We start from the raw sequence: 21,209 nt of genomic DNA on the forward strand, positions 1-21,209 counted from the left end.
CCCCCTTCTATAGATATATTACTAGTTACACTGATCTTGTACTATATCGCTGATTGACTGCCAGACGCGTGCTGGCAGTAATGTTTTAAGGTGTGCGTAGGTTTCGCAAAGTTGTGTACTGCCTACTAAGCCTTTATCACCCTCTGTTATTAACGACTCGCCACGTAAGTTTTCGATAAAACTAACAAGTACTTTTTTATCAAAAAACTCAGGTGTTTTAATGCCATGCAGTGTGCCTAAACGCTGTGCAAGCACTTGGCTCTCTCGTTCTAATTCTGCTTTTTCAATGCCATCACTTGTTTGAATAAAACCAATCACAATAGCGTAACGTTGTAGAGTAAAACTAAGTGCTCGTCCAAGCATTTCTAGCTTAGCTAAGCAGTCATTACTGTTCGTTATATGAATGTTATCGCCATCAAACTCAATTAAATTTTGATCAGCAAAGTTAGCTAAAATACGCGTTATATAGTTTTCATCAAGAGGCTGTAAATACCATTCTTTAGCAAATAATGGATAAAACGTTTTTACAAGTTGCTGGCATTGCTCAATAGTTGTGCTGTGTTGTTTAAATAGATGTAGTGCAATTAAGCTTGGTACTGCAAATAAGTGCAAAATATTGTTTCGGTAGTAATTAAACAGTACTTTTTCTTTATCGCTAATAGTAATAATTTCGCCAAATTCATCACTGATAACTTCAAACTTATTCAGCTTTAATGCATGCGTTAGTAATTGCTCTGGTGTTTCGTTTGGCGCGGTTACTTTATCGCTATAGCTTGCATCGCGCTGTAAGCGCAGATAAAAATCAAGTTGTGCTAATAGCTTTGGTTTACTCAATGCTTGTTTATCGTTAACCAGCAATATCATCGCTAGTAAGTTAACCGCATTAAGCGCCGCCGCATTATTAATTTTAACCATTACTTGGTCGGCAAGTTTAGTTACTTGTGGCGCTAACCATTGTGGCTTTTGTACATCGGTAGGGTGTATTGAATCACGCCAATCAGGTTGGTTATCGTTTAAGTATTGGTTAATCGAGATTGGATCACCAAAGTTTAAATTACCACGACCGTAGTTTTTAAGGTTTTTGATTGCCTTAAAAATACCAAATATAGATTCGCCTTTTTTATCTTTTCCATCCAGCTCTTTAAGGTAGGTGTTAATTTCCATTACGTGCTCGTAGCCAATGTACACAGGAACGATAGATATTGGTCTGTCTATTCCGCGTAGCATTGCTTGTAATGTCATAGATAGCATACCTGTTTTAGGTGGAAGTAAGCGCCCAGTTCGGCTTCGACCGCCTTCCGTGTAAAACTTAACAGAGTAACCTTTAATAAACAGTTGGCTTAAATACTCTTTGAATATGGCAGAATAAAGTTTATTGCCTGCAAACGAGCGACGAATAAAGAATGCCCCAGAGCGTCTAAATATGCCACCGGCAGGGAAAAAGTTAAGATTTATACCTGCAGCTATATGTGGTGGAACTAAGCCTAAATGATAAATAGAGTAAGTAAGCAGTAAGTAATCCATATGACTGCGATGACAAGGCATATAGATTATTTCATGGCCTTTATCTGTTAGTTCATGAATTTGTTCAGCATGTTTAATGTCTATACCGTTATAGAGCTTATTCCACAACCAAGTTAAAAATCGCTCGGCCACACGTATCATTGCTTCAGAGTAATTAGCAGCTATCTCATCAAGTAGCTTAAGTGCATTTTGGCGGGCTTCTGTTTGGCTAATGTTTTTAGCTTTAGCTTCATCTTGAATTGCTTTTTTTATTGTAGGTGACGCTAATAATGAATTAAATAATTGCTCACGAGAGGGCATTTTAGGGCCTGTAGCAGCTAGCTTTTGGCGCTTAAAGTGAACACGTGCTACACGTAATAATTTATGTGGTAACTCGCTTACATCGGCTTTTTCATTGACTAAAAGCGATAAGTCGAGTGGTTGGCTAAAGCGAATAAAGTTGTCGCGTCCTGAAAACAACACCACAAAAAACTTTCTAAACCAGCTAGGAGTTAGAGAGTGCGTAATTAAAGTGCGTAGCCCCGGCTTTTCTTTACCCGGGTCGCGACCCCATAAAATAGTAACCGGAACCACTTGTACGTTTTGCTGCCCACTTTGTATTAGGTATTCAATAATTTGTTTACCTTGAGCTAAAGCATTGGTTGGCTTAGCTTCATCACCAAAAAGTGGTGGTGGATTTTTAATACCAATAAAACGGTCTAAATCTTGGTTACCTAATACTTGCTCTTCGGTTGGGCTAGGTAGACCATTTTTTTTACACGCATGTGCGAGAGCCGCTAAATCAAATCGTGAATTTAAACGCACTATATAAAATGTAGGGTACTCAGGGTTTAGATCATACTGTTTAATCGGATTTTCTGGCAGCACTTTGCTTTTTACAAATAAGCGGCTAAATCCAGCAGACATAACATTTAAACAATAATTAAAAATACGCATCGACTCACCATATTGAGAGTATTAAGGGCAAAATTAGCGCAGTAGGATACCATAATATCTAAAAATCCCTTAGTTTGCGTAATTAAGGTGTTAACTTGTTTATTGACTAACAGTAGAGGTATTAGTTCAAGTATAGCTAGTAAGCATGTATGGGTGCTTATTTAATCAAATTTATAGGCATTGTATTGTTTCTAAATAGTTGTTGCATTTATCACCAATACCTCTATAATACGCAGGCTTTCAAAATTCCTCTGGGAACTAGAAAGGATAAATTAAGCTTGGATTTCAAGCTAATAAACAGGAGTTCCGATTTGGAACTCAACGTAGATATAATCAAACAGCCGACATCTTAAGTTTTAAGATTGTTTCGGTCGTTTTTTTATGCTCTTTTATATGCTCTTTATATTGAGGTTAAGAATGTCAAATCAACGCATTCGTATTCGCCTAAAAGCTTTTGACCACCGTTTGATTGACCAATCAACGGCAGAAATCGTGGAAACTGCGAAACGCACTGGCGCACAAGTACGTGGTCCAATCCCACTACCTACACGCTTTGAACGTTTTACTGTACTAACTTCACCGCACGTTAATAAAGATGCGCGTGATCAGTACGAGATCCGCACCCATAAACGTCTGATAGACATCGTAGAACCAACTGACAAGACTGTAGACGCGCTTATGCGTTTAGATCTTGCTGCTGGTGTTGATGTTCAAATCAGCCTGGGTTAATCGAAAGATTAGAGAGGTTTTAGGAAAATGGCATTAGGTCTAGTCGGTCGTAAAGTGGGTATGACACGAATCTTCACTGAAGATGGTGTATCTATCCCTGTGACAGTTATTGAAGCGACACCTAACCGCATTGCTCAGATCAAATCTGACGCAACAGACGGTTATAACGCGCTTCAAGTAACCGCAGGCACTAAAAAAGCAAGTCGTGTAAACAAAGCTAAAGCGGGTCATTTCGCTAAAGCTGGTGTTGAAGCGGGTCGCGGTCTGTGGGAATTCCGCCTTAACGGTGGTGAAGGCGATTTTGAAGTAGGCGCTGAGCTTACTGTTGAATTATTCAACGAAATCAACAAGGTTGACGTAACCGGTACTTCTAAAGGTAAAGGTTTCCAAGGTGGTGTTAAGCGCTGGAATTTCAGCATGCAAGACGCTACACATGGTAACTCTCTATCTCACCGTGCTCCTGGTTCAATCGGTCAAAACCAATCACCTGGTAAGGTGTTTAAAGGTAAGAAAATGGCCGGTCATATGGGTGCTGAGCGTGTAACGACTCAAAACTTAGAACTAGTTCGCGTTGACGCTGAGCGTAATTTGCTTTTAGTTAAGGGTGCAGTACCTGGAGCTATTGGCGGTGACGTTATCGTTAAACCAGCTGTTAAAGCATAAGTCCTGGAGATTTAGTGATGGAATTAGCAATTAAAGACGCTTCTGGCGGTCTTGAAGTTTCTGAAGCTACTTTTGGACGTGAGTTTAACGAAGCATTAGTACATCAAGTAGTTGTTGCATACGCAGCAGGTGCTCGTCAAGGTACTCGTGCTCAGAAGACACGTTCTGAAGTAAGCGGTGGTGGTAAAAAACCATGGGCTCAAAAAGGTACTGGCCGTGCACGTGCCGGTACAATCCGTAGCCCAATTTGGCGTTCAGGTGGCGTTAGCTTTGCAGCTAAACCACAAGACCACAGCCAAAAAGTAAACCGTAAAATGTACCGTGGTGCGATTAAAAGCATCTTATCTGAATTAGTTCGTCAAGAGCGTTTAATCGTTGTTGAAAGTTTTGCTCTAGCAGCACCAAAAACTAAAGAACTAGTTGCTAAGCTTAAAGAACTTGAGCTTAAAGATGTTCTTATCGTGACTGAAGAAGTAGATGAAAATCTTTTCTTATCGGCACGTAACCTTTATAAGGTTGACACACGTGATGTAGCTGGTATCGATCCTGTAAGCTTAATTGCTTTCGATAAGGTACTTATTACAGCCGCTGCTGTTAAGCAACTTGAGGAGGCGCTAGCATGATTCGCGAAGAACGTCTTTTAAAAGTGATCCTTGCTCCACATATCTCTGAAAAAAGCACAATTGCTGCTGAAGAAAACAATACTATTGTTTTTAAAGTAGTAAATGACGCAACTAAAGCTGAAATTAAAGTAGCAGTTGAGAAGCTTTTTGAAGTAGAAGTAACTGGTGTTCGCACACTTAACGTTAAGGGTAAAACAAAACGTACTGGCGCACGTTTCGGTCGTCGTAGCGACTGGAAGAAAGCTTACGTTACTCTTAAAGAAGGCAGCGAGCTAGACTTTGTCGGCGGCGCCGAGTAATAAGGGGATAGAATTATGGCACTTCAAAAGTGTAAGCCTACTTCTGCGGGCCGTCGTCACCTAGTTAAAGTGGTTAACTCTGATCTACATAAGGGTAAGCCATACGCACCACTTTTAGAGAAAAACTCTAAATCAGGTGGTCGTAATAACAATGGTCGTATTACGGTTCGTCATATCGGTGGTGGTCATAAACAACACTACCGTTTAATCGATTTTAAACGTACTAAAGATGGCATTCCAGCTACTGTTGAACGTTTAGAATACGATCCAAATCGTAGCGCAAACATCGCTCTTGTATTATATGCAGACGGTGAGCGTCGTTACATTATCGCACCTAAAGGCTTAAAAGCTGGCGATGCAATCCAGTCTGGTGTTGATGCACCAATCAAGCCTGGTAATGCATTACCAATGCGTAATATGCCTGTAGGTTCGACTGTTCACAACGTAGAATTAAAACCAGGTAAAGGTGCTCAAATCGCACGTTCTGCTGGTGCATACGTTCAAATCCTTGCTCGTGATGGTCAGTATGTAACATTACGTCTTCGTTCAGGCGAAGTTCGTAAAGTTGAATCTGATTGTCGTGCGACTCTAGGTGAAGTAGGCAATGCTGAGCATATGCTTCGTTCACTTGGTAAAGCAGGTGCAAATCGCTGGCGTGGTATTCGTCCGACAGTTCGTGGTGTTGCCATGAACCCGGTAGATCACCCACACGGTGGTGGTGAAGGTCGTACATCTGGTGGTCGTCATCCTGTGTCTCCATGGGGTAAACCGACTAAAGGTGCGAAGACGCGTAAGAACAAGCGTACGGATAAATTTATAGTACGTCGTCGTACTAAGTAATATTGAGGAATAGCCATGCCACGCTCTCTCAAGAAGGGTCCTTTTATAGACCTACACTTGCTGAAGAAGGTAGAGAAAGCTTTGGAAAGCGGTGAGAAAAAGCCAATTAAAACTTGGAGCCGTCGTTCAATGATCATACCTAACATGATCGGATTGACCATTGCTGTCCATAATGGTCGCCAGCACGTACCAGTTTTCGTTTCTGACGAAATGATCGGTCACAAACTAGGTGAATTTGCACCAACTCGCACTTACCGTGGCCATGCTGCGGATAAGAAAGCGAAGAAACGATAAGAGGGGAAGATAAATGCAAGCATTAGCTAAACATAAATTCGCCTCTGGTTCGGCGCAAAAAGCACGTCTAGTTGCAGATCAGATCCGCGGGTTACCTGTAGATCGCGCACTAGAAATCCTGGCGTACAGCCCGAAGAAAGCGGCTGTATTAGTTAAGAAAGTACTTGAGTCTGCTATTGCTAACGCAGAGCATAACGAAGGTGCTGACATTGATGAGCTTCGTATAACAACGATCTTTGTGGACGATGGTCCTACAATGAAACGTATTATGCCTCGTGCTAAAGGACGCGCAGACCGCATCCTTAAGCGTACAAGCCATATCACTGTTATGGTTTCAGATAGCTAGGAGTATAAGTAATGGGACAAAAAGTTCATCCTACTGGTATTCGCCTAGGTATATCTAAACCTTGGGTTTCTACCTGGTACGCGAGTTCAAAAGATTTCTCTGCACAGCTTTTTGGCGATCACAAAGTTCGTACATTCCTTACTAAGGAATTGAAAACGGCTTCTGTGTCTAAAATCGTTATTGAGCGTCCAGCAAAATCAATCCGTGTAACAATTCATACGGCTCGTCCGGGTGTTGTTATCGGTAAAAAAGGCGAAGACGTAGAAAAATTACGTCAAGCGGTAACTAAAATCGCTGGTGTACCTGCTCAGATTAATATCTCTGAAGTACGTAAACCAGAACTAGATGCACAACTAGTAGCAGACGGCATTGCCTCTCAACTAGAACGTCGTGTTATGTTCCGTCGCGCTATGAAGCGTTCGGTACAAAATGCAATGCGCATCGGTTCTAAAGGGATTAAAGTTGAAGTTAGCGGTCGTCTTGGCGGCGCTGAAATCGCACGTTCAGAATGGTATCGTGAAGGTCGTGTACCTCTACATACTCTTCGTGCTGATATCGATTACGCAACTTCTGAAGCCTTAACCACTTATGGTATCATTGGTGTTAAAGTTTGGATCTTCAAAGGCGAAGTTATTGGTGGTTTACCACTAGTACAAGAGCAAGAGAAGCCAGCTAAACGCGCACCAAAGAAAGCCAAGAAAAGTGCTAAGTAGAGGTAGCGACTAATGTTACAGCCAAAACGTACAAAATTCCGTAAAATGCACAAAGGCCGCAACCGCGGTTTAGCGCAAAACGGTAACAAAGTAAGCTTCGGTACTTTCGGATTGAAAGCAACTGGCCGTGGCCGTATGACTGCTCGTCAAATCGAAGCAGCTCGTCGTGCTATGACGCGTCACGTGAAACGTCAAGGTAAAATCTGGATTCGTGTCTTCCCTGACAAACCGATTACAGAAAAACCTCTTGAAGTTCGTATGGGTAAAGGTAAAGGTTCTGTTGAATATTGGGTTGCTGAAATTCAGCCTGGTAAAGTACTTTACGAAATGGAAGGTGTTTCAGAAGAGCTTGCTCGTGAAGCATTCGACCTTGCTGCTCGTAAATTGCCATTCAAAACAACTTTCGTAACTCGGACGGTAATGTGATGAAAGCTAGCGAACTAAAAGACAAAAGCGTAGAAGAGCTTAATGCTGAACTTCTAGGACTACTTCGTGAGCAATTTAATATGCGCATGCAAGCTAGCACTGGTCAGTTAGCTCAGACACACACGCTAAGAACAGTACGCCGCGATATCGCGCGTGTAAAAACAGTTATTAACCAGAAGGCAGGTCAATAATGAGCGATAAAATTCGTACTCTTCAAGGCCGTGTAATCAGCGACAAGATGGAAAAATCTTTCACTATCGCTATCGCACGTTATGTGAAGCACCCAATCTATGGGAAATTCATTAAACGTACGACTAAGTTACACGTACATGACGAAAATAACACAGCAAAAGCGGGTGACGTAGTTACTATCCGTGAATGCGCACCAATTTCTAAGAATAAATCTTGGACTTTAGTAGACGTTATTTCTAGTCCAAAACAAGCTTAATTTTTTAATTAAGTTAGTTTTGTAAAAAAGCCCCGGCATTAGCTGGGGCTTTTTGTATTTAAAGCACCTGTAAACAGTAAACTAGGGTGAGCGGGTCACCTGGATTAGTCTTTTATCTGAAAATATAAAGTTATCTTGGGGAGTAGTTGAGAGTTTCATTTACCAGTTACTTTTTTGCTAGCAGAACCATCTGCTGAATCAGAAGAAGTTAGATAATAAACTTACATATCTCAGTTAATTTAATGCCAACATGGGGTCATCTAATTCGTGGTGTTACTTTTCTTTTACTATCTTTTAGTCTGAGAACTCACTTACCTTATTTTATTACAATGATACAGCTTCAAAGTATCGAAAATAGACATCCATACACAACTTCTATTATCAGCTTACCTGGTTTTTTTATGTCTAAAACCTCAATTTATCGCCTTAAATTAATATTCTGGTATGATTAGCAAATATGCGCTTTTGAATGAATTTTTGAGGTAGTAATGACGCGTAGTTTTGAATTTCATTTGACTGATGAAGTAGCCACGGTCGCAATGGGTAATTGCGTTGCTGATATTATAGAGCAAGGTGCGGTTATTTATTTACATGGTGATTTAGGCGCTGGTAAAACAACGTTTACTCGAGGTGTAGTGCAAGGCTTTGGACATACAGGCAAAGTTAAAAGCCCAACGTATACACTTGTTGAACCTTATGAACTCGAGCGCGCAAATGTTTATCATTTTGATTTATACCGCTTAGGTGACCCTGAAGAGCTTGAATACATGGGAATACGCGATTATTTTTCACCAGATGCAATTTGCGTTGTTGAGTGGCCAGAAAAAGGTGGTGAATTTATTCCTGTGCCTGATTTAGATATTACTCTAAGCTATATGGGTAACGAACGTAAAATTGTTATTAATAGCGCCAGTGAGCGTGGTGTAGCAATTGTCGAAAAACTAAATAACAAATAATAATATAGTTAAGGCAGTAATTATCAAATGAGCCGAGGTGTAGTTAAACTCTTTATTTACCTTATGGTTATTACCATAAGCTTGCCGCTGTGGGCCAAAAATACAATTAATAGTGTACGCGTATGGCCATCCCCTGATAGTACGCGTGTGGTATTTGATTTAAATGATAAGCCTGACTTTAGCTATTTCATGCTTAAAAACCCAAGCCGCTTAGTAATTGATTTAGAAAACACTAACGAGTTAAAAATACTACCAGGTGTACCACCAAAACATCAAATAGTGAGCAAGCTACGCTACTCAAAACCTAAAAATAAGCACAGTGTTCGGTTAGTGTTTGAATTAAACGCACCAGTAAAGCCAGTTGTATTTGCTTTAGCGCCTACAGGCCCTTATAAAAATAGGCTCGTTGTTGATTTATACAATAAAAGCCAAGCTGCCACAGTTGTTTCTCCTGCTCAAACAGCCGCTAAAAACCGCCAGTTAAGCCAAGAACGCGATATTGTGATTGCAATTGATGCGGGCCATGGCGGCGAAGATCCAGGTTCAATTGGTCCCTCTGGCACGTACGAAAAAACAGTAACACTGCAAATTGCAAAACGTTTAGAGCGCATGATAGATGGCGAACGTGGGATGATTTCGCGCATGGTACGAAGCGGTGACTACTTTGTAAAACTTAATACGCGTACCAATCGTGCTCGTGAAAAAAAGGCCGACTTTTTTGTCTCTATTCATGCTGATGCATTTACGAGCCCGGGACCAAATGGTGCTTCTGTTTGGGTGTTGTCGTTAAGGCGTGCTAATTCAGAGATAGGTAAATGGATAGAAGATAAAGAAAAGCACTCTGAGCTTTTAGGTGGCGCTGCGGATGTAATGAAAGATGCCGCTAACGAAAAATACTTAGCGCAAGCATTACTTGATATGTCGATGGATCACTCTATGAAAACTGGCTTAAACGTAGCTGACGAAGTGGTTAAAGAGTTACGTAAAGTTGCTAAGCTGCATAAAAAAGATCCCCAACATGCGAGTCTTGCTGTACTTAAATCACCAGATATCCCATCAATTTTAGTAGAAACAGGGTTTATATCTAACCCACGAGAAGAAAAGCTGCTTAAAAGTGCTAACCATCAAGAGCGTTTGGCTAAAGCTATATTTACTTCAATTAAAAATTACTATTTAAAAAATCCACCTGATGACTCTTTATTTGCTAAATTAAAGTCGCAATATCCAACAAAGCACAAGGTACGCCCGGGTGAATCTTTAAGTATGTTGGCGAGTCGCTATGGCATTACAGTCACTGAATTAAAACAAGTTAATAAGCTTAGCTCTAATACTTTGTTTATTGGGCAAGAGCTCGATATACCACAAAGTTAGTCATTATTATTAGCGCAATGCTTGCTAGGAAATCTCATGAATATTGAAATATTACCCGCGCGTTTAGCTAACCAAATTGCCGCAGGCGAAGTGGTTGAGCGCCCAGCGTCGGTAGTAAAAGAGCTAGTCGAAAACAGTTTAGATGCTGGCGCTACACGTATTCAGATAGATATAGAGCGTGGCGGTCATAAGCTTATTCGTATACGTGATAACGGTTCAGGGATAAGTAAAGATGAGCTAACGCTCGCGCTTTCTCGTCACGCTACGAGTAAATTAAAATCTCTAGATGACCTTGAAAATATTTGTTCACTTGGTTTTAGGGGGGAAGCGCTTGCGTCAATTAGCTCTGTATCGCGTTTAACGCTGAGCTCAAAACCAAAAGATCAAGAAGCTGCTTGGCAAGCATTTGCAGAAGGTCGCGATATGGCCGTGCAAGTAAAGCCAGTAGCGCACCCTGATGGCACAACCATTGAAGTAAAAGATTTATTTTTTAACACCCCAGCTCGTCGTAAATTCTTGCGTACCGAAAAAACGGAATTTAGCCATATTGATGAGTTGATAAAGCGTATTGCGCTTAGTCGCTTTGATGTCTCTATTACACTAACTCACAACGAAAAAGTAGTAAGGCAGTATCGTGCGAAGACAGATCCCTCTCAGACTATTACACGTGTAGCGCAAGTTGCAGGTAAGGCTTTTGCTGAGCAAGGTTTGCATATTCAATCAGGAGAGGGTGGCTTACAGCTGCATGGTTGGGTGCTACCTGTAGGTTCAGCTAATACGACTCAGTATACTTATGTTAATAATCGTATGATGCGCGATAAACTTATTCTGCATGCTATACGCCAGGCATTTGAAGAAGTAAGTGGAACACAAGAATTACCCGGTTTTGTCATTTATATTGATATAGACCCTCGGCAGGTTGATGTAAATGTTCATCCAGCTAAGCATGAAGTGCGTTTTCATCAAGGGCGCTTAATTCATGACTTTATATTACAGGCTATTAAGCAAGTGGTAGTGCCGCTGCAAGGTGAGTTTACGAATGAACCGCTTAGCTCTGAGGTGGAATCTGCGCCTGTGTTTATGGGGTCAGCGCATAGTAGTTCTAATGATACAAAAGCGGATGGAGTATTTGATTACCCTAAATCGCAATTACAGCCCTCTTACTCTGGAAGTGCTGGTAGTTCATCATCAGGTACTAGAAGTGTTGGCGGTGGCGGGGCATACCGTGCTACACCAAGTACGAGCCATCATGATGTAAACGCGTTTTATCAAGGTGTGAGTGAGCAACACGCTGCGCATAATGTTTTAAAGACAGTTTCAATCATCAGTGTTAATGAAGGTGCGTGTGTATTTAGTGTTGAGCAGCAATTGTATTGCTCACATTTCAAATATGCATTGGTAGATGATTGGCATAATCAAATTAAAGAGTCCGGAAGTTTAGAAGGGAAAGCTCTTTTGCTGCCCGTAAGAGTAAACTTATCAAAAGAAGATTGCTTACTTATAGAAGCTCAGCAATCGTGGTTTACTTTACTTGGTTTTGAACTCGTAATAGAAAAACAGTTTGTAATGGTTAAAAAATTGCCAGCGTGCTTATATTTACTTGATGTAAGTACAGCGATAGGTGAGCTACTTGATGGGTGTAAAGCAGGGCTTGAAAATATAGAGAATTGGTTAGAGTGGCAGATAAAATGTGTACCTCCCCGGTTTTATTTGAGCAATGTGTTTTTAGCGCAACAAATGCGCTTACAAAATAATCCGCAAACTATTGAACGCTTACGCGAAAAAGCAGTTAAAATAGAGCTAAATCACTATTTAATGCAATTAGATTAAGGTATCAGTGTTGAGTAATTTACCAGTCATATTTTTAATGGGTCCAACTGCTGCTGGTAAAACAGCATTGGCAATCTCACTGTGCGAGCATTTAAATACAGAAATAATCAGCGTTGATTCAGCGTTAGTGTATAAAGATATGAACATTGGTACTGCAAAACCCGATGCAGAAGAACTTGCTAAAGCTCCGCATCATCTGATCGACTTACTTGACCCGAGTGAAACATATTCAGTTGCTGATTTTAGGCGCGATGCAGTACAAAAAATTGACGAATTTCATAGACAAGGTAAAGTACCTGTATTGGTTGGAGGTACAATGTTGTACTTCAAATCTTTAATTGATGGTTTATCGCCTTTGCCTGAAGCAGATACAGTAATAAGATCAGAGCTAGAAGCACAAGCTAAAGAATTTGGCTGGCCTCATTTATATAAAGAATTAGTTAAAGTTGACCCAAAAGCAGCCGAAAAAATAAGTGAGAATGACTCACAAAGAATTAATCGAGCTTTAGAGGTTTACAGGTTAACTGGTAAGACCATGACTGAGTTGCAAAAGCAAAAACAGCCGGCTTTACCCTATACTTTTCATCAATTTGCGATTGCACCGCAAGAACGTAGCGAATTACATCGCCGAATTGAAGAAAGGTTTAAAATAATGATTGATCAGGGGTTTGAAAATGAAGTTTCGACCCTATATCTACGTAAGGATTTACACCCCAATATGCCTTCTATTCGTTGTGTTGGTTATAGACAAATGTGGGATTACCTTGCGGGTGAAACAAGCCATGATGAAATGGTTTTTCGTGGCATCGCAGCAACACGTCAATTGGCAAAACGTCAGTTAACGTGGCTTCGTAGCTGGCCTGATGTTACTTGGTTAACAACGGGTGACGAAGAAAACTTGCATCGTGTAGTAAGTTCGCTAAGCTAGTAGTAGTTGAATATTGTTTTTTATCAAATAAGTTCAGCCACTTAATTATAATAACACCTAGAACGAAGGAACAATAACATGGCAAAAGGCCAATCGTTACAAGACCCATTTTTGAATGCACTACGACGTGAGCGCATTCCAGTATCAATCTTTTTGGTAAATGGCATAAAATTACAAGGCAAAATTCAGTCATTTGACCAATTTGTTATTTTACTAGAGAACACCGTAAATCAAATGGTTTATAAGCATGCAATTTCAACAGTTGTCCCTGCTCGCGCAGTTAACTTCCAAGCAGTTCAAGGGAGTGAAGACACTGAAGAACCAGAAGCTGGTAACTTTTAATTAGGAGCATAATGTTTGTTTGACCGCTATGAATCCGGCGAACAGGCAATTTTAGTTCATATCGACTTACCTAAAGAAGGGGATCGTGAAGATCTTCATGAATTAGAAATGTTGGTATCTTCTGCTGGTGTTAGTAGTTTGGCGGTTGTGCAAGGCAGCCGTCAAGCACCACATCCGAAACTATTCGTCGGTACCGGTAAAGCAGAAGAAATAGCTGAGATTGTCAAAATCCACAATGCAGATGTCGTAATTTTCAATCATCAACTCAGGCCGTCACAAGAGCGTAATTTAGAGCGTGTTTGTCAGTGTCGTGTGCTTGATAGAACGACGCTAATTCTTGATATTTTTGCCCAACGTGCACGTACCCATGAGGGTAAGCTGCAGGTTGAATTGGCACAACTTCGCCATATGTCGACTCGATTAATTCGGGGCTGGACCCATCTTGAACGCCAAAAAGGCGGGATTGGTTTACGTGGACCTGGTGAAACCCAACTTGAAACAGATAGACGATTACTTCGTGCCCGAATTCAAAATATCCGTGCGCGTTTAGCTAAAGTAGCAGTGCAACGCGAACAAGGCAGGCGAGCTCGTACTCGTAACGAAATACCTACGGTATCGTTAGTTGGCTATACCAATGCGGGTAAATCTACATTATTTAATCGAATTACGAATTCAGATGTATACGCGGCCGATCAGTTGTTTGCAACGCTTGACCCGACTCTACGTAAGCTTGAATTAGGTGATGTTGGTCCTGTTATCTTAGCTGATACAGTGGGCTTTATTCGTCATTTACCGCACGACTTAGTTGCTGCTTTTAAAGCAACGCTAACTGAAACTCGTGAAGCTGATTTACAGTTACATGTAATTGACGCAGCAGACTCTCGTCTTCAAGAAAATATTGAACAAGTACAATCGGTGCTTAAAGAAATTGAAGCCGATGAAGTACCACAGCTATTAATTTATAATAAAATTGATGCGCTGGATAACGTAAGCCCACGTATTGATCGAGATGACGAAGGCCAACCTATAAGAGTATGGCTTAGCGCTCAGACTGGTGAAGGGTGTGAATTACTTAGTGAGGCTATTAGTGAACTGCTTGCTAAGAAGATGTTTAACGAAACATTATTTCTTACGCCATTGTATGGTCGCCTAAGGGCTGCATTGTTTAGTTTAAATGCAGTACATGAAGAACGCTTTGATGAGCAAGGTAATTGGCTGTTAGATGTTAGAATGCCAATGGTTGAGTGGAATCGTTTAATTAAAGAATTTGGTCCTGAAATTGCTGGTTTTATCAACCGTAATTAAAAATTGACGTTTTAATGTCGGTTTTTGTATGAGAAACGCGGTAGATTTGTTAGATTTAACACAATTTCCTAATTTATTTAGATAACAATGGAGTATAGCTATGGCCTGGAATGAACCGGGTAATAATGGCAATGACAAAGATCCGTGGAATAATAAAGGCGGACGTGATCAAGGCCCACCTGATTTAGACGAGGTGTTCCGCAAGTTTAGTAACAAGTTCGGCGGCTTATTTGGCGGGAAAAAATCCGGCAATGGTAGCGGCGGTGGACTTGGCGGAGCCGGTATTTCATTCATACTTATTATCGCCGTTATTGTATGGGCGTTAAGTGGTATTTATACGGTTAAAGAAGCCGAGCGTGGTGTGGTTCTTCAATTTGGTAAATATGACCGAATTGCTGATCCTGGTCTGCGTTGGAAAATGACGTTTATTGAAACGGTAATCCCAGTAGATATTGAAGCAGTTCGTTCATTATCGGCTTCTGGTTTTATGCTTACTGAAGACGAAAACGTAGTGAGCGTTGAGTTTCAGGTGCAATACCGTGTTATTGACCCATACCTTTATGAATTTAGCGTAACTAACGCTGATAGTAGCTTAGAAGAAGCACTAGATAGTGCACTACGTTACGTTGTGGGCCATGCAAAAATGGACCAAGTATTAACTAATGGCCGTGAGGTTGTTCGTCAAAATACATGGGATGAGCTTAATAAGATTATCGAACCATATAACTTAGGTTTAATTGTTACTGACGTGAACTTTAAAGACTCTCGTCCGCCAACTGAAGTTAAAGATGCATTTGATGATGCGATTGCTGCACAAGAAGATGAAGAACGTTTCATTCGTGAAGCAGAAGCATATGCTCGTGAAATTGAACCGCGTGCTCGTGGTCAAGTAACGCGTATGACTCAAGAAGCGGAAGGTTACCAAGAGCGTATTACATTAGAAGCACAAGGTGAAGTAGCTCGTTTTGAAAAGCTATTACCTGAATATCAAGCAGCTAAAGAAGTTACTCGTGAGCGCTTATACATTGATGCAATGGAAGAAGTGTTAGGGAGTAGTTCTAAAATATTGGTTGATGTTAAAGGCGGTAATAATATGCTTTATTTACCACTTGATAAGATCATGGATAAGCAAGGGACAGCAACACGTGTTGCACTTCCAAGCTCTAGTGATATTCAAGATTTACGCAATAAAGTAAATACGTCGCGCAATAGCTCTGTTAATAGTGGTAATGACCGCTTTAACAACGACCGCTTCAATGATGGGAGATAATCATAATGAAAAACTTTAGTTTAGTAATACTATTAGCTGCCATTGTTATGTCTTTTTCATCGGTATTTGTTGTACCTGAAGGGCAAAAAGCAATTGTAATGTTATTCAGTAAAGTACAAAAAGACAGCGACGATCAAGCGATTGTATATGGCCCAGGCCTACAATTCAAGGTGCCATTTTTTAGCCAAGTACGTCGTATTGATGCACGTATTCAAACGCTAGATGGTGCGCCGGACCGCTTTGTTACTAGTGAGAAAAAAGACTTAATTGTTGATTCGTTTGTAAAATGGCGTGTTAATGACTTTAGCGCTTTTTACTTACGTGCCCGTGGCGATAAGCAATATGCTGAAACGCTACTTAAACAAAAAGTAAATAATGGTCTTCGTACAAACTTTGGTACACGTACAATTCGCGAAATTGTATCGGGTGAGCGTAGCGAGTTGATGGAAGAAGCGTTAGTACAAGCTTCTGAAAGTGCACGTGAGCTTGGTATTGAGGTGCTAGACGTACGTGTTAAGCAAATTAACCTACCACAAGAAGTGAGTAGCTCTATTTACCAACGTATGCGCGCTGAGCGTACTGCTGTTGCAAAAGAGCATCGTTCTGAAGGTCAGGAAAAAGCCGAGACTATTCGTGCGGGTGTTGACCGTCGTGTAACAGTAATGCTTGCCGATGCAGAGCGTAATGCGCGTTCTGTACGTGGTCAAGGCGATGCTGATGCCGCAGGCATCTATGCAAGCGCGTATAACAAAGACCCTGAGTTCTTTAGTTTTGTGCGTTCGCTTGAGGCTTACAAAAAGACTTTTAAAAATAAGCAAGACGTTATGGTGCTTTCACCTGATAGCGACTTCTTCCAATATATGAAAGGCGCTAAAGCTCAATAGGTTTTACGTTAATTATTTAAAAGTTAAAAAGCCTCGCATTTGCGGGGCTTTTTGTTAAACACAGTCTAGAGCTTTAAATCACTGTTATTTATGTGGTTATTAGCTAATATTTGGATATAACAAATGCGCGCAGAAAAAATAAGCTGAACAGGGGTGATCTTTACTTTAGTTTTCTGGTAAAATCTCGTCCTAATTTTCTCTAAGTGAATTTACGATGGGTAAAAACGTTGTTGTATTAGGCACCCAATGGGGTGACGAAGGAAAGGGTAAGGTAGTTGATCTCCTTACAGACAAAGCATCTTTAGTAGTTCGTTATCAAGGTGGCCACAATGCGGGTCATACTTTAGTTATCGAAGGTGAAAAGACGGTTCTACACCTTATTCCATCGGGTGTATTACGTGACAATGTTAAATGTGTGATTGGTAATGGTGTAGTTTTATCACCAGAAGCGCTAATGAGAGAAATTGGCATGCTTGAAGAACGCGGCGTACCTGTACGTGAGCGTCTTTTAATAAGTGAAGCATGTCCGCTAATCTTGCCTTTCCATGTTGCATTAGATGTAGCCCGCGAAACTGCTCGTGGCGATAAGCCAATTGGTACAACTGGCCGTGGTATCGGTCCTGCGTACGAAGATAAAGTGGCTCGCCGTGGTTTACGCGTAGGCGATTTATTTAATCCTGAATTATTTGCAGCTAAATTAAAAGAAGTTCTTGAATACCATAACTTCACTTTAGTTAACTACTACAAAGTAGACGCTGTAGATTTCCAAAAAACGTTTGATGATGCAATGGCTGTTGCTGATATCTTAAAAGCAATGGTTGTAGATGTAACTGAGCTTTTAGATCAAACGCGTTTAGCAGGCGAAAACATTTTATTTGAAGGTGCACAAGGTACGTTACTTGATATCGATCACGGTACTTACCCTTATGTAACATCTTCAAATACTACAGCTGGTGGCGTTGCGACTGGTGCAGGTTTTGGTCCATTAAACCTTGATTACGTTTTAGGTATTATTAAAGCGTACACTACACGTGTTGGTTCAGGTCCTTTCCCTACAGAGCTTTACGACGGTCTTGAGAAACAAGATCCAGTTGGTAAGCACTTAGGTGATAAAGGCCATGAGTTTGGCGCTACAACAGGTCGACTTCGTCGTACTGGTTGGTTAGATGCAGTGGCTATGCGCCGTGCGGTTCAAATCAACAGTATTTCAGGTTTTTGTTTAACTAAGCTTGATGTTTTAGACGGCTTAGAAACGCTTAAAATCTGTATTGGTTACAAGCTTGAAGATGGCACAGTTACTAACGTAACACCATTAGCAGCTGAAGGTTACGATAAAGTAACGCCAGTATACGAAGAAATGCCAGGTTGGTCAGAAAACACTGTTGGTGTAACGAGTCTTGACGGTTTACCAAAAGCTGCGATTGACTACATCAAGCGTATTGAAGAAATTACGGGTGTTCCAATTGATATTATTTCTACAGGTCCAGACCGCGTAGAAACTATGGTACTTCGCAACCCGTTTGCGTAATTACCATTAGATTAAAAAAAGCTGCCTAGTGCAGCTTTTTTTGTATCTAAAATTCACCTTGGAACGATCTTTGTATATATTTTAATAAGTTTATTTTTATAAGTGGTGAGCATGCGTTTATTTTACCGTAATTGCGTATTAAGGCTTTCATTAATCCCGCTGTCTTTATTTATAGCAACCAACAGCTTAGCTACAGAAAGCCCTGCTGCTGTACCGCTGTATACAGAATCTGAGCTAATTGCGTTAATAAATAAAAATACGCATTTAGCGCGGGTAAAGGCAGATGATTGCCAGTTAGTGCAAGATATAGAAGCACGAGCCAATAAAATGGCATTGCCGTCTTATCAATTTTTATACGGCGATATGCTGGCTTATAACGTGTGCGTGGATCGTAATGTAGAGTTAGGTGTGTATTACATGCGAAAAGCGGCTGAACAAGGCTTAGCGGCAGCGCTAGAGCAGTTAGGGCGTTACTACGACACCGGGCGTTTAGTTCAACAAGATAAAGCAATGGCAATTACGTATTTGCGTGAAGCGTCGTCGCAAGGCAATTTAAAAGCACAACTACGTTTGGTTAAATTATTTAATGATGGCTATGGCAGCCCGCGTGATTTTGAAGATGCATACCGTTGGCTATTTAATTCTATGGTCGCAGATAAAGCGACTCATAAAAAAATTGAGCGAGCGCTGACTAAGTTAGCGCAAAAAATGCCAGATAGTGTGGTTGCGCGAGCTCGCCTTCCTATTTAATGGCTCTTAAAAAACAAAACCCTAACTTTTTAAGTTAGGGTTTTTGAGTTTTTACAGGTAGTAAAAGTGTTTAACTTTCTTCTTTAGCCTTTGTTTGCGGGTCTTTTAAGACCGACATTTTAGGCGGCTGTAATGCAACAACACGCTCGCCTTCTTGCGGCGGTTTTTCCATGTTGATTGTAAACGGTCTTAGCTTAATTGGCGTATCGTCGTCGCTGTCTTTATCACCTTTAAGAATAAACAAAGGGATAGCCTCAGGGTTCATTTCTAGGTATTGCTCCCAGCTAAACTCATCCGAGATACGTGTTGAACTAACCTTACCGCCTTTAGCTATGATACTGCTCAAACGAGCGTATGAGCCTTCGTCGCCAAACAATATTTGTCTAGATAAAAACGTTGCGCTGTCTTTATTTGCTTTAGCATGCGACGTTGATGAGCGAAGCGAAAATACATTTTTTTCATTAAGTAAATGCGAAAAGTATTGAACGCCTAGCGCATTATGATGACGGTTTGGCGATAGCGCTAAGACACTGCGAATAGTTGTTAGAGGTAAGTAGCGTTCAGCATGCTCTGATTGCGGGTTACCATAATAACAAGCTAAGCCATCCATACGTGCCATTCTGCAGTTTTCCCATGCAGGGTCTGAGAGGTGAACCGGAATATTCTGCTCTTGTAAGCCACGTCCAATTGCACGTGATACATGGTTTGCACCAATAATTAATATTGTGTTTGGCGATGGTTGGCGTACACCTAATAGCTTTGCAACAGGGATGGCTGTTAAGCTTTGCAGCACAACCGTAATGATGATCACCGTAAATATAAGTGGCACCATCTTTTCAGCATCAGCAACGCCAGCTTCCATCATACTTAGTGCAAATACCGACCCAACGGCTGCGGCAACTATACCGCGTGGAGCAATCCAGGCAAGTACCAAGCGAGACTTCATTGGTAAGTCAGTACCAAAGGTCGAAATAGCAATGCACAGTGGGCGTGCAACAAAAAGCACAATAGCTAAAAATATAAATACATCGCTGTCGAGCATCATCAAATCAGAAAGCTGTAAACGTGCTGCAAGTAAAATAAACAGCGTCGATATCAAAATCATCGACAAGTCTTCTTTAAACTCAAGTACAGAATCTATTTCTAAATCATCTTGGTTCGCAAGCCAAATACCAAATACAGTTACTGCTAATAAGCCTGATTCATGGCTTAAATAATTTGATACAGAAAAACTAATAAGGACTAGTGCTAAAATTCCAAACTTATGTAATTCGAATGGCAGCCACTCGCGACGCATTAATAGGGTTGTTAGCCAACCTGCGGCAACACCAATACTTAAACCAACACCTAGGGTTTTAACTAAAGCAATAATAGTATGACTAAATACTTCGCCTTGGCCTACAAGCATTACAGCTTCAAATACCAATACAGCAAATAATGCGCCAATTGGATCTATTACAATACCTTCCCAACGAAGTATGCGGTCTATATCTTGTGTTGGGCGCATTGAGTTTAATAGCGGTGCTATAACGGTAGGGCCAGTAACAACGAGTACTGCGCCTAGTACCGCAGCAACACGCCAGTTAAGCTCAAGCAACCAGTAGGCACTTAGGCTAATAATAATACAGGTAGTAAGCATACCGATTGAGCAGAGATTCCTTACAACTTTTCCTATCCCTTTTAATTCTCTGAAATGCAGAGTTAAGGAACCTTCAAATAAAATGATGGCAACGCTTAGTGATACTACCGGAAACAGTAAATCACCTAAAAGTGCATCAGGGTCTAAAACACCACTAAATGGTCCAAGTAAAAGACCAGTAAGCAATAAAAAAAGAATAGCGGGTACTCTAAAAGCCCACGCGACCCATTGGGCAAGCACAGAGCAAAGTGCGATACCGGCTATGTAAATTGCTGACATAGATTAAGAATTCCTTATTTATGACGATATGTTTAGAAAGTATAACTTTTGTTAATTATTAATACAGGGGTATACACCGGAAACTCAAATATTACTAATCAATTTTAGCTGCTTATAAAAGATTAGTAGGCTTAAATTATTTAGCGAGGACTTAGCCACCTTATTTTAAAGTGTATTAATTGTTTAATTTATTGAATTTTAATAACAATATAAACGGTATGAGTGTTTCGTATTAACTTAGTTCGAATTTTAACCTTGATTTTAAAGGGGTATTTGGTGTATTATA

At 40.7% G+C, this 21,209-nt stretch carries 23 protein-coding genes; 21 read left to right on the forward strand and 2 right to left on the reverse strand.

The features are described 5' to 3' along the window. Positions 1–21: 21 nt before the first annotated feature. A complete protein-coding gene (gene plsB, locus I6F42_RS06550; RefSeq protein WP_007587050.1) occupies positions 22–2,460 on the reverse strand; it encodes a glycerol-3-phosphate 1-O-acyltransferase PlsB in 2,439 nt (812 codons plus the stop codon). A gap of 417 nt (positions 2,461–2,877) precedes the next feature. On the opposite strand from plsB, the gene rpsJ reads away from it, so the two are divergent. From rpsJ to I6F42_RS06655, 21 genes are all read left to right on the forward strand, one after another. After that, the gene (gene rpsJ, locus I6F42_RS06555; RefSeq protein WP_002957900.1) at positions 2,878–3,189 is read left to right on the forward strand and encodes a 30S ribosomal protein S10; all 312 of its coding nucleotides are present in this window, start codon (positions 2,878–2,880) and stop codon (positions 3,187–3,189) included. A gap of 27 nt (positions 3,190–3,216) precedes the next feature. Beyond that, positions 3,217–3,852 (forward strand): 50S ribosomal protein L3, encoded by a 636-nt coding sequence (rplC, locus tag I6F42_RS06560; RefSeq protein ID WP_002957898.1) that lies wholly within the window; start codon positions 3,217–3,219, stop codon positions 3,850–3,852. 17 nt (positions 3,853–3,869) lie between these two features. After that, entirely contained in the window at positions 3,870–4,475 is a 606-nt protein-coding gene (gene rplD / locus I6F42_RS06565; protein WP_002957897.1) for a 50S ribosomal protein L4, read from the forward strand. Further along, positions 4,472–4,774 (forward strand): 50S ribosomal protein L23, encoded by a 303-nt coding sequence (gene rplW / locus I6F42_RS06570; protein WP_002957896.1) that lies wholly within the window; start codon positions 4,472–4,474, stop codon positions 4,772–4,774. Before rplD ends, rplW begins: the two co-directional genes overlap by 4 nt. A gap of 15 nt (positions 4,775–4,789) precedes the next feature. Beyond that, positions 4,790–5,614 carry a 50S ribosomal protein L2 gene (gene rplB, locus I6F42_RS06575; RefSeq protein ID WP_002957895.1) on the forward strand — a complete coding sequence of 275 codons (825 nt, stop codon included), beginning with the start codon at positions 4,790–4,792 and terminating at the stop codon, positions 5,612–5,614. Between the two features lie 15 nt (positions 5,615–5,629). Beyond that, positions 5,630–5,908: a 30S ribosomal protein S19 gene (gene rpsS, locus I6F42_RS06580; protein WP_004588689.1), complete on the forward strand. Its 279-nt coding sequence runs from the start codon at positions 5,630–5,632 to the stop codon at positions 5,906–5,908. 13 nt (positions 5,909–5,921) lie between these two features. After that, positions 5,922–6,254 (forward strand): 50S ribosomal protein L22, encoded by a 333-nt coding sequence (gene rplV / locus I6F42_RS06585; RefSeq protein WP_002957892.1) that lies wholly within the window; start codon positions 5,922–5,924, stop codon positions 6,252–6,254. An 11-nt stretch (positions 6,255–6,265) separates the two neighbouring features. Beyond that, positions 6,266–6,967 carry a 30S ribosomal protein S3 gene (rpsC, locus tag I6F42_RS06590; RefSeq protein ID WP_002957891.1) on the forward strand — a complete coding sequence of 234 codons (702 nt, stop codon included), beginning with the start codon at positions 6,266–6,268 and terminating at the stop codon, positions 6,965–6,967. Between the two features lie 12 nt (positions 6,968–6,979). Beyond that, positions 6,980–7,393, forward strand: a complete 414-nt coding sequence (gene rplP, locus I6F42_RS06595; RefSeq protein ID WP_002957890.1) for a 50S ribosomal protein L16 — start codon at positions 6,980–6,982, stop codon at positions 7,391–7,393. Next, positions 7,393–7,584, forward strand: coding sequence for a 50S ribosomal protein L29 (gene rpmC, locus I6F42_RS06600; RefSeq protein ID WP_002957889.1), 192 nt, complete (start codon positions 7,393–7,395; stop codon positions 7,582–7,584). Before rplP ends, rpmC begins: the two co-directional genes overlap by 1 nt. After that, complete coding sequence (gene rpsQ / locus I6F42_RS06605; protein WP_002957888.1) at positions 7,584–7,841, forward strand: 30S ribosomal protein S17; 258 nt, start codon at positions 7,584–7,586, stop codon at positions 7,839–7,841. Before rpmC ends, rpsQ begins: the two co-directional genes overlap by 1 nt. Before the next feature lie 488 nt (positions 7,842–8,329). After that, a complete protein-coding gene (gene tsaE, locus I6F42_RS06610) occupies positions 8,330–8,797 on the forward strand; it encodes a tRNA (adenosine(37)-N6)-threonylcarbamoyltransferase complex ATPase subunit type 1 TsaE (RefSeq protein ID WP_007586392.1) in 468 nt (155 codons plus the stop codon). A 27-nt stretch (positions 8,798–8,824) separates the two neighbouring features. Next, positions 8,825–10,168 (forward strand): N-acetylmuramoyl-L-alanine amidase, encoded by a 1,344-nt coding sequence (locus I6F42_RS06615; protein ID WP_007586394.1) that lies wholly within the window; start codon positions 8,825–8,827, stop codon positions 10,166–10,168. 36 nt (positions 10,169–10,204) lie between these two features. Further along, a complete protein-coding gene (gene mutL, locus I6F42_RS06620; protein ID WP_197151562.1) occupies positions 10,205–11,998 on the forward strand; it encodes a DNA mismatch repair endonuclease MutL in 1,794 nt (597 codons plus the stop codon). A 10-nt stretch (positions 11,999–12,008) separates the two neighbouring features. Then, positions 12,009–12,926, forward strand: a complete 918-nt coding sequence (miaA, locus tag I6F42_RS06625) for a tRNA (adenosine(37)-N6)-dimethylallyltransferase MiaA (RefSeq protein ID WP_007586400.1) — start codon at positions 12,009–12,011, stop codon at positions 12,924–12,926. A gap of 78 nt (positions 12,927–13,004) precedes the next feature. Continuing rightward, a complete protein-coding gene (hfq, locus tag I6F42_RS06630) occupies positions 13,005–13,268 on the forward strand; it encodes an RNA chaperone Hfq (protein WP_007586402.1) in 264 nt (87 codons plus the stop codon). A 15-nt stretch (positions 13,269–13,283) separates the two neighbouring features. Continuing rightward, positions 13,284–14,573 carry a ribosome rescue GTPase HflX gene (gene hflX, locus I6F42_RS06635; RefSeq protein ID WP_007586404.1) on the forward strand — a complete coding sequence of 430 codons (1,290 nt, stop codon included), beginning with the start codon at positions 13,284–13,286 and terminating at the stop codon, positions 14,571–14,573. A gap of 100 nt (positions 14,574–14,673) precedes the next feature. Further along, positions 14,674–15,843, forward strand: a complete 1,170-nt coding sequence (gene hflK / locus I6F42_RS06640) for an FtsH protease activity modulator HflK (protein ID WP_010554352.1) — start codon at positions 14,674–14,676, stop codon at positions 15,841–15,843. A 5-nt stretch (positions 15,844–15,848) separates the two neighbouring features. Beyond that, positions 15,849–16,727 carry a protease modulator HflC gene (gene hflC, locus I6F42_RS06645; protein ID WP_010554353.1) on the forward strand — a complete coding sequence of 293 codons (879 nt, stop codon included), beginning with the start codon at positions 15,849–15,851 and terminating at the stop codon, positions 16,725–16,727. Positions 16,728–16,941: 214 nt separating this feature from the next. Then, positions 16,942–18,255, forward strand: a complete 1,314-nt coding sequence (locus I6F42_RS06650) for an adenylosuccinate synthase (RefSeq protein ID WP_010554354.1) — start codon at positions 16,942–16,944, stop codon at positions 18,253–18,255. Positions 18,256–18,366: 111 nt separating this feature from the next. Next, a complete protein-coding gene (locus tag I6F42_RS06655; protein WP_007586412.1) occupies positions 18,367–19,005 on the forward strand; it encodes a tetratricopeptide repeat protein in 639 nt (212 codons plus the stop codon). A 70-nt stretch (positions 19,006–19,075) separates the two neighbouring features. Here I6F42_RS06655 and I6F42_RS06660 read toward each other — a convergent pair whose 3' ends face one another. Continuing rightward, on the reverse strand, positions 19,076–20,923 hold the full coding sequence (locus tag I6F42_RS06660; RefSeq protein WP_007586413.1) for a sodium:proton antiporter: 1,848 nt from the start codon (positions 20,921–20,923) through the stop codon (positions 19,076–19,078). Between the last annotated feature and the right edge of the window lie 286 nt (positions 20,924–21,209).

The sequence above is a fragment of the Pseudoalteromonas sp. SWYJZ12 genome (assembly GCF_015864395.1).
Classification (GTDB): Bacteria; Pseudomonadota; Gammaproteobacteria; order Enterobacterales; family Alteromonadaceae; genus Pseudoalteromonas; species Pseudoalteromonas arctica.

Excerpts from the sequence above, each read along its gene's own strand:
- plsB (WP_007587050.1), bottom strand. The coding sequence starts at position 2,460 with ATGCGTATTTTTAATTATTGTTTAAATGTTATGTCTGCTGGATTTAGC.
- rpsJ (WP_002957900.1), top strand. The coding sequence starts at position 2,878 with ATGTCAAATCAACGCATTCGTATTCGCCTAAAAGCTTTTGACCACCGT.
- rplC (WP_002957898.1), top strand. The coding sequence starts at position 3,217 with ATGGCATTAGGTCTAGTCGGTCGTAAAGTGGGTATGACACGAATCTTC.
- rplD (WP_002957897.1), top strand. The coding sequence starts at position 3,870 with ATGGAATTAGCAATTAAAGACGCTTCTGGCGGTCTTGAAGTTTCTGAA.
- rplW (WP_002957896.1), top strand. The coding sequence starts at position 4,472 with ATGATTCGCGAAGAACGTCTTTTAAAAGTGATCCTTGCTCCACATATC.
- rplB (WP_002957895.1), top strand. The coding sequence starts at position 4,790 with ATGGCACTTCAAAAGTGTAAGCCTACTTCTGCGGGCCGTCGTCACCTA.
- rpsS (WP_004588689.1), top strand. The coding sequence starts at position 5,630 with ATGCCACGCTCTCTCAAGAAGGGTCCTTTTATAGACCTACACTTGCTG.
- rplV (WP_002957892.1), top strand. The coding sequence starts at position 5,922 with ATGCAAGCATTAGCTAAACATAAATTCGCCTCTGGTTCGGCGCAAAAA.
- rpsC (WP_002957891.1), top strand. The coding sequence starts at position 6,266 with ATGGGACAAAAAGTTCATCCTACTGGTATTCGCCTAGGTATATCTAAA.
- rplP (WP_002957890.1), top strand. The coding sequence starts at position 6,980 with ATGTTACAGCCAAAACGTACAAAATTCCGTAAAATGCACAAAGGCCGC.
- rpmC (WP_002957889.1), top strand. The coding sequence starts at position 7,393 with ATGAAAGCTAGCGAACTAAAAGACAAAAGCGTAGAAGAGCTTAATGCT.
- rpsQ (WP_002957888.1), top strand. The coding sequence starts at position 7,584 with ATGAGCGATAAAATTCGTACTCTTCAAGGCCGTGTAATCAGCGACAAG.
- tsaE (WP_007586392.1), top strand. The coding sequence starts at position 8,330 with ATGACGCGTAGTTTTGAATTTCATTTGACTGATGAAGTAGCCACGGTC.
- I6F42_RS06615 (WP_007586394.1), top strand. The coding sequence starts at position 8,825 with ATGAGCCGAGGTGTAGTTAAACTCTTTATTTACCTTATGGTTATTACC.
- mutL (WP_197151562.1), top strand. The coding sequence starts at position 10,205 with ATGAATATTGAAATATTACCCGCGCGTTTAGCTAACCAAATTGCCGCA.
- hfq (WP_007586402.1), top strand. The coding sequence starts at position 13,005 with ATGGCAAAAGGCCAATCGTTACAAGACCCATTTTTGAATGCACTACGA.
- hflK (WP_010554352.1), top strand. The coding sequence starts at position 14,674 with ATGGCCTGGAATGAACCGGGTAATAATGGCAATGACAAAGATCCGTGG.
- hflC (WP_010554353.1), top strand. The coding sequence starts at position 15,849 with ATGAAAAACTTTAGTTTAGTAATACTATTAGCTGCCATTGTTATGTCT.
- I6F42_RS06650 (WP_010554354.1), top strand. The coding sequence starts at position 16,942 with ATGGGTAAAAACGTTGTTGTATTAGGCACCCAATGGGGTGACGAAGGA.
- I6F42_RS06655 (WP_007586412.1), top strand. The coding sequence starts at position 18,367 with ATGCGTTTATTTTACCGTAATTGCGTATTAAGGCTTTCATTAATCCCG.
- I6F42_RS06660 (WP_007586413.1), bottom strand. The coding sequence starts at position 20,923 with ATGTCAGCAATTTACATAGCCGGTATCGCACTTTGCTCTGTGCTTGCC.